This is a genomic window from Fulvivirga aurantia (assembly GCF_009711475.1).
In the GTDB taxonomy this organism is placed as follows: domain Bacteria; phylum Bacteroidota; class Bacteroidia; order Cytophagales; family Cyclobacteriaceae; genus Fulvivirga; species Fulvivirga aurantia.
The window spans coordinates 1-6617 of sequence record NZ_SMMD01000726.1 but is presented as its reverse complement, the minus strand read 5'-3'; the positions used below and the strand labels follow the sequence as shown (position 1 = coordinate 6617).

General features: G+C 38.7%; 7 protein-coding genes. 6 read left to right on the top strand and 1 reads right to left on the bottom strand.

What is annotated here, in order from left to right; genetic code table 11:
* Positions 1-994, bottom strand: a 994-nt coding sequence (gene recA / locus E1176_RS08395; RefSeq protein WP_155210162.1) for a recombinase RecA, incomplete at its 3' end; no start/stop codon positions are given.
* Between the two features lie 136 nt (positions 995-1130).
* Here recA and E1176_RS08390 point away from each other — a divergent pair.
* The 6 genes from E1176_RS08390 to E1176_RS08365 all read left to right on the top strand — a co-directional run.
* A complete protein-coding gene (locus E1176_RS08390) occupies positions 1131-2255 on the top strand; it encodes a hypothetical protein (protein WP_222933118.1) in 1125 nt (374 codons plus the stop codon).
* Complete coding sequence (locus E1176_RS08385; RefSeq protein WP_155210161.1) at positions 2252-3271, top strand: aminopeptidase; 1020 nt, start codon at positions 2252-2254, stop codon at positions 3269-3271. The genes E1176_RS08390 and E1176_RS08385 overlap by 4 nt, the downstream gene beginning before the upstream one ends.
* 18 nt (positions 3272-3289) lie before the next feature.
* On the top strand, positions 3290-4087 hold the full coding sequence (locus E1176_RS08380; RefSeq protein ID WP_155210160.1) for a DUF3108 domain-containing protein: 798 nt from the start codon (positions 3290-3292) through the stop codon (positions 4085-4087).
* Between the two features lie 110 nt (positions 4088-4197).
* On the top strand, positions 4198-4887 hold the full coding sequence (locus E1176_RS08375; protein WP_155210159.1) for a response regulator: 690 nt from the start codon (positions 4198-4200) through the stop codon (positions 4885-4887).
* Positions 4888-4890: 3 nt separating this feature from the next.
* A complete protein-coding gene (locus E1176_RS08370) occupies positions 4891-5946 on the top strand; it encodes a sensor histidine kinase (protein WP_155210158.1) in 1056 nt (351 codons plus the stop codon).
* Positions 5947-6016: 70 nt separating this feature from the next.
* Positions 6017-6617, top strand: a 601-nt coding sequence (locus E1176_RS08365) for an RluA family pseudouridine synthase (RefSeq protein WP_155210157.1), incomplete at its 3' end; no start/stop codon positions are given.

Below are 6617 nucleotides of genomic sequence, written 5' to 3'. Positions count from 1 at the left end.
CGCCTTTGATTTTAGCCTTAATTTTAGTCTCTAATTCTTCCATCAATTCAGGGTTGTCTTCCAATAGGTTTTTAACCGCATCACGTCCCTGGCCAAGTTTGTTTCCATCATAAGAAAACCATGAACCTGCTTTTTTCACGATCTCAAGTTCAACACCAAGGTCTAAAATTTCACCTACTTTAGAAATTCCTTTTCCGTACATGATATCAAACTCAACCATTTTAAAAGGAGGAGCGACCTTGTTTTTCACAACTTTTACTCTCGTTCTGTTACCGGTCACATCATTGGCACCTTCTTTAATAGCTCCAATTCTTCTTATGTCTAGCCTTACAGAAGCATAGAACTTCAAGGCATTACCACCAGTGGTGGTTTCAGGGTTGCCAAACATCACACCGATTTTTTCACGCAACTGGTTGATGAATATACAAGCACAGCCCGTTTTATTAATTGTACCAGTAAGTTTTCTCAAGGCCTGAGACATCAAACGAGCTTGAAGACCCATTTTGCTGTCTCCCATTTCACCTTCTAACTCACCCTTGGGCACAAGCGCTGCAACTGAGTCAATTACGATGATATCGATAGCACCTGATCTTATCAGGTGTTCTGCTATTTCTAGAGCCTGCTCACCACTGTCTGGTTGAGAGATTAAAAGGTTTTCTGTATCAATACCCAATTTCTCAGCATACACCCTGTCAAAAGCATGTTCTGCATCAATAAAAGCGGCTAAACCACCTTTCTTTTGAGCCTCGGCTATGCAGTGCATTGTAAGGGTGGTTTTACCTGAAGACTCCGGGCCGTAGACTTCAATCACACGACCTTTTGGTATACCTCCCACACCCAGTGCTATATCAAGACTAAGTGAACCGGTCGATATGGCTGGTACGTCTACTACTTTTTCATCACTCAACTTCATCACCGCACCCTTACCAAAAGTCTTCTCAAGTTTGTCTATGGTAAGTTTTAGTGCCTTTAATTTTTCGTCCTTTTCACTCATTTTTGATCAAATTTTATGGGTTTCCCAAAACCGTGAAGTTACTAACTAATGCCGATAAAAATTAACCTCATTACCAAAAAATGTTTGGCTAATCATTGACACCATTTATGAGCACTTCTTTATATTGCGCTACTAAATGAAATACGCAATTTTTTCCTTCCTTGTACTACTTTCCTGGCAGGTAAGTGGTCAATTAAATAATACTGCTTTTGAAAGAGCTACAGGCATTGATCCGCTTGATTCTGGTAAATTAGGCTTTGGTGTTAATACCTTTGGTTTTAATAAAAACAACGAATACTTCAATAAAATTGCCGATGGCTATACGCTTTTTGGCTATCAGGTAAACCCATATTTGTCTTACCAGCCTTTACCTAATGTACGATTTGATGTAGGTATTTTTCTGCAGAAAGATTTTGGTGCCAATGGCTATCAAAGTATTGAACCCACCTACAGGTTTAAATACATCAAGCATGACGTTCAGCTAATTTTTGGTACGCTAGAAGGAAGCATATCTCACAGATTGGTTGAGCCGCTTTATGATTTTGAGAAAGTGTTGATCGATCGTTTAGAAAATGGCATTCAGCTAAAGCTGGAAAAAGAAAAGCTATTTGCAGATCTCTGGGTAGACTGGCAAAAAATGATTTTTAAAGGAGACCCCGATCAGGAAGAAGTTACAGGAGGTTTGTCTTTGGATTATAAAATTTTAGACAATGAAAAGCTCGCGCTAAGCCTGCCGCTGCAATTTGTGGTCTATCATAAGGGAGGTCAGATCGATGATAACCCGAATCCATTACAAACGTACGTAAATACGGCAGTAGGTGCAGATTTAAAACTGAAATTGGACGGTCGATTAAAGGCATTACGATTTAGTAATTACTACCTCTTCTATCAGGATTTTTCCTCAGAAAGGTTACTGCCTTTTGAAAATGGGAGTGGCATTTATCTAAATACTACAGCAGAGACCGATTTTAACGTAGAGCTGATGTTAAGCTATTGGAAAGGACATGAATTTATTTCCATAATGGGGGGGCAACTATACCCTTCTGTTTCTAGTACTTTTAAAAATCCCAACCACACAGAGCAGGAGAGAGAGCTATTAATTATGAGATTTTTTCATGAGTTGAAGCTGGCAAAAAATCTTAGTTTAACTTCAAGATTTGAGCCTTTCTATGATTTAGGCAACAGCAAGTTTGAGTTTTCTCATGGTTTCTATCTCAATTACAATCTAGACTATACATTCAAAAAAGGAGTGTCTAAATGAGGATAGTGCTTCATTTTTTGCTGGTTATACTAGCAGCAGTGATTATTCATTATTTCAACCTCATCAGTTATGGTTTAGGTCAGGCAAAAGGACAGATGAGCATTATTTGGGAAGCTCAACCGATCGATGATTATTTGGCAAATGATAATGTCCCGGATTCGGTGAGGGTGAAGTTACTCTTCATCGAAGAGGTGAGAAAATATGCGGTAGACTCTCTAGGCCTCAATCAAAGTGATAATTATACTTCTATTTATGATCAGCAGGGTGAACCCGTGCTATGGGTGGTAACAGGCTGCAAACCTTATGCATTTGAAGCTAAGGAATGGCGGTTTCCTGTTTTAGGAAGTGTACCTTATAAAGGTTTTTTTGATAAAGAACTGGCCGCAAAGGAGCTGCTTAAAGTAGAAAAAGAAGGATTAGATGCTGGTATTAGAACAGTTGGAGGCTGGTCTACACTCGGTTGGTTTAATGATCCTATTTTAAGTAATATGCTTCAACGGAGCTATGGGGACCTGGCAAACCTGATCATTCATGAGCTTGTCCATGCTACGGTGTTTGTAAGAGACAGTGTAGAGTTTAACGAAAATCTGGCATCGTTTATAGGTGATCAAGGAGCATTGGCATTTATGAAAGATCGCTATGGAATTGACTCAGAAGAACTCAAAGAATACCAAGACGAGCAAAATGATGAACGTTTGTACATCGATCATATATTGCGCGGTGTAGACACATTGGAGGTGGTATATGCTTCGATGGGTGAAATGTCAGCTGGGCAGAAGAAACAAAAAAAAGAAGCGATAATTCAGCAGATCATGAACTCGACAGATACCCTCTCTTTGCATAATGGTGAGTTTCTCAAATTTATAAAAGGACAAGTGCCCAATAACACATACTTTATGTCGTTTTTGCGCTATCGATCAAAGCAGGTTATTTTAGATTCGATTTACCAAGATAATTTTAACCGACAGATAAGACCATTTGTTGGTTATATGAAAGAAAAGCATCCTTATCTCTGATCAACATAGGTAGGCAAAATGAAAAAACAGTTAATATACCTCTTTATAATTACGCTGCTATTCTCATTTGATAGCCCACCTAATGGTGCCTTTCGCCATATCAAACACCGCAGTTTCAAAAAAGGGGAATATATAAAATATAAAGCCCATTACGGTTTTGTAAATGCCGCTGAAGGAGAAATGATTATAAGTGATAAAACTCATATAATCAATGGACGCAGTTGCTATAAAATCGATGTCTACGGTCGATCTATAGGTATGTTTGACCTCTTTCTCAGAATTAGAGATAACTGGGGCAGTTATATAGATACTTCAGCAATATTTAGTCATAAGTTTTATCGCAAGATTGAAGAGGGTAAGTACAGAAAGCACGAGATCGTAGACTTTGACCAGCATAAACACCGGGCGTCTGTTGTAACCTACGATAATAAAAAGGAGACATGGAGGCCAGCAGAAAAATTTAAAGTGCCTAACAACGTGCAGGATATGGTAAGTGGTTACTACTACCTGCGTACATTAAATTTTGACACCTTGCAAGTAGGAGATATAATCAAAGTTGATGCTTTTTTTGATGATGAGATATACGATTTTAACATTCGTTATGTGGGCAAGGATGTGTTGAAAACAAAGCTTGGTAAAATCAATTCCTTGATCCTTTCGCCCATCATGCCAGAAAACAGCTTGTTTGATGGAGAGAACTCAATCAAAGTTTGGATTTCAGATGACCTGAATAAAGTACCGTTGAAGATCAAAGCCGAAATGTTCGTTGGGGCGGTAGAAATTGAGATCATGGAATATAGGCAAGGGCAGCGTTAAGTCTATGTTATTATTATGTTATAAACTTTTCATTAAACTAAATTCTCTCTACTTTTAATTTAATTTGCGAGCGTTTAGCAAAAAAAATTGACCATCAAATTTGAATAATTATGGGAAACAAGCAAGATATTAAAGTGCTTGTTGTAGACGATGAAGAAGCAATTCTGGAGTTACTTAAATACAACCTGGAAAAACAAGGCTATGAAGTAAAAACAGCCCTCGATGGTATAAAAGCCGTTGAAATTGCGAAAACCTTTCACCCGGAGCTTATCCTGCTTGATATAATGATGCCAAAGCAAGATGGAGTAGAAACTTGCAGGCAACTAAGAGAAATACCCGAACTGGCAGGCACGTTTATCATCTTTCTTACGGCTCGCTCAGAGGAGTACTCAGAAGTGGCCGCGTTTGATGTCGGAGCAGATGATTACATCACAAAACCGATCAAGCCACGTGCCCTTATGAGTCGCATAAGCGCACTCTTTAGACGAGACTCCAAAAAGAAAACAGTAACTAACCAAATTAATATAGGAGACCTGATCATCGATAGGTCTAGTTACACCATAAAAACAGATAAGAAAGAAATAAGCCTACCTAAAAAAGAATTTGAGTTGCTCTATTTCTTAGCTCAAAACCCAAACAAGGTCTTTGGTCGAGATGAGTTACTGCAAAACATCTGGGGATCTGATGTTTACGTACTTGCCCGTACAGTAGATGTGCACATCAGAAAAGTACGTGAGAAGATAGGAGAGGAGTATATCAAAACTGTTAAAGGCGTAGGTTATAAGTTTAGCCTAAACTAATTTATGGTATTTAGTTCGCGGATTATAGCATTGCTACTGGCAACTTGTATTGCTGTAGTTACAACTGCTTTTTTATCACTTTTTCCTGAGGTCACCAGCACTGCGCTCATCGTAGCCTTTCTCATTAGTTTTTCTTGTTCATACATATTAGGTTTTATAGCCTTAGAGTTTCTGATTTTTAGAGAGATTAATAAAATCTACGACCTTTTCGATAAGCTTCGTAAAAAGGAACTTAAGACTATAGAAAAGAATAAATCCAACCCGCTTAATCCTCTGAAGAAAATTAACGAGGAGATCTTCTCATATGCCACACTCAAGCAGAAGGAGATAGACGAGCTCAAAAAGCTAGAGGCCTTTAGAAAAGAGTTTATTGCCGATGTAAGCCATGAGCTCAAAACCCCAATATTTGCTGCCCAGGGCTTTGTGCATACCTTATTAGACGGAGCGGTTAAGGATAAGACCGTAAGGACTAAATTCTTGAAAAAAGCAGCCAAAAGCCTGGATGGACTCGATATCCTGGTGCAGGATTTATTGACACTTTCTCAAATAGAAACCGGGGATATTAAAATGCATTTTGAACATTTTGATATCAAATCGTTAACCGAAGAGGTTTTTGATCAGTTGGAGAATAAAGCGGAAAAGAAAGACATTAATTTGAGGTTTGAAAAAGGCACTCCTACCGAGGTAATGGTATATGGAGACTGGCAACGAATTAATCAGGTGATGACCAACCTGATAAGCAATGCCATTAAATATTCGAGCGAGGGCAGCAAGGTGACTGTTTCATTCAAAGTGCTCAAATCTCAGGTGTTAATTACTGTTGCTGACAATGGTGACGGTATTCCTAAAGAAGATATAGGAAGAATATTTGAGCGATTCTACCGGGTAGACAAAAGTCGATCTCGAGAGAAAGGGGGTACAGGTCTCGGTTTAGCTATTGTAAAACACATTATGGAAGGGCACAATTCAAGAGTGGATGTGAAAAGTAAGCTTGGTCATGGATCAGAGTTTAGCTTTAGACTTACTTCGGGAGAAGATGAGGCACATTTTGCTGAGTAAAGCTGTCTCAAATCAAAATCTACATTCCAATCAAAAAACTCATGGCTAAAATGGATACCTTTGCGGGCCCATGCCAAAATTGAAATTTAAAGATATTATAATTTGGGAAGGTGATGATTACATAGTAATCAATAAGCCACCTTTCATGTCGTCATTAGATGATCGCAATGATGAGGTTACGGTGCTTTCTTTAGCCAAAGAATACCTGCCTGATGCTCAGCTATGCCATCGATTAGATAAAGAGACATCTGGAGCACTAGTAGTTGCCAAAAATGCAGAGGCTTACAGGCATTTGTCAATGCAGTTTGAAAATCGGGAAGTAAGAAAAAAATACCTCGCGGTAGTTGATGGCATTCACGACTTTGAAGATCTGCGCTACGACCAGCCTATTTATAAATTGGCTAATGGCACGGTTAAAGTAGATAAGAGAGGTAAAGATGCTGTCACTTACTTTGATACTAAACAGGCCTACAAACAACATACGCTGGTATCGTGTAAGCCAATCACTGGTCGTATGCATCAGATAAGGATACACCTGGCTCATTTGAAAGCTTCGATTACCGGTGATTTACAGTATGGGGGAAGAAGGTTATTGCTTTCGAGTATAAAGAGAAATTATAATTTAAAGAAGGGAACAGAGGAACAGCCTTTATTAAAAAGACTCGCTTTGC

Bases quoted from the DNA above. Each gene is read 5' to 3' on its own strand.
- E1176_RS08385 (WP_155210161.1), top strand. From the start codon at position 2,252: ATGAGGATAGTGCTTCATTTTTTGCTGGTTATACTAGCAGCAGTGATT.
- E1176_RS08370 (WP_155210158.1), top strand. From the start codon at position 4,891: ATGGTATTTAGTTCGCGGATTATAGCATTGCTACTGGCAACTTGTATT.
- E1176_RS08390 (WP_222933118.1), top strand. From the start codon at position 1,131: ATGAAATACGCAATTTTTTCCTTCCTTGTACTACTTTCCTGGCAGGTA.
- E1176_RS08380 (WP_155210160.1), top strand. From the start codon at position 3,290: ATGAAAAAACAGTTAATATACCTCTTTATAATTACGCTGCTATTCTCA.
- E1176_RS08375 (WP_155210159.1), top strand. From the start codon at position 4,198: ATGGGAAACAAGCAAGATATTAAAGTGCTTGTTGTAGACGATGAAGAA.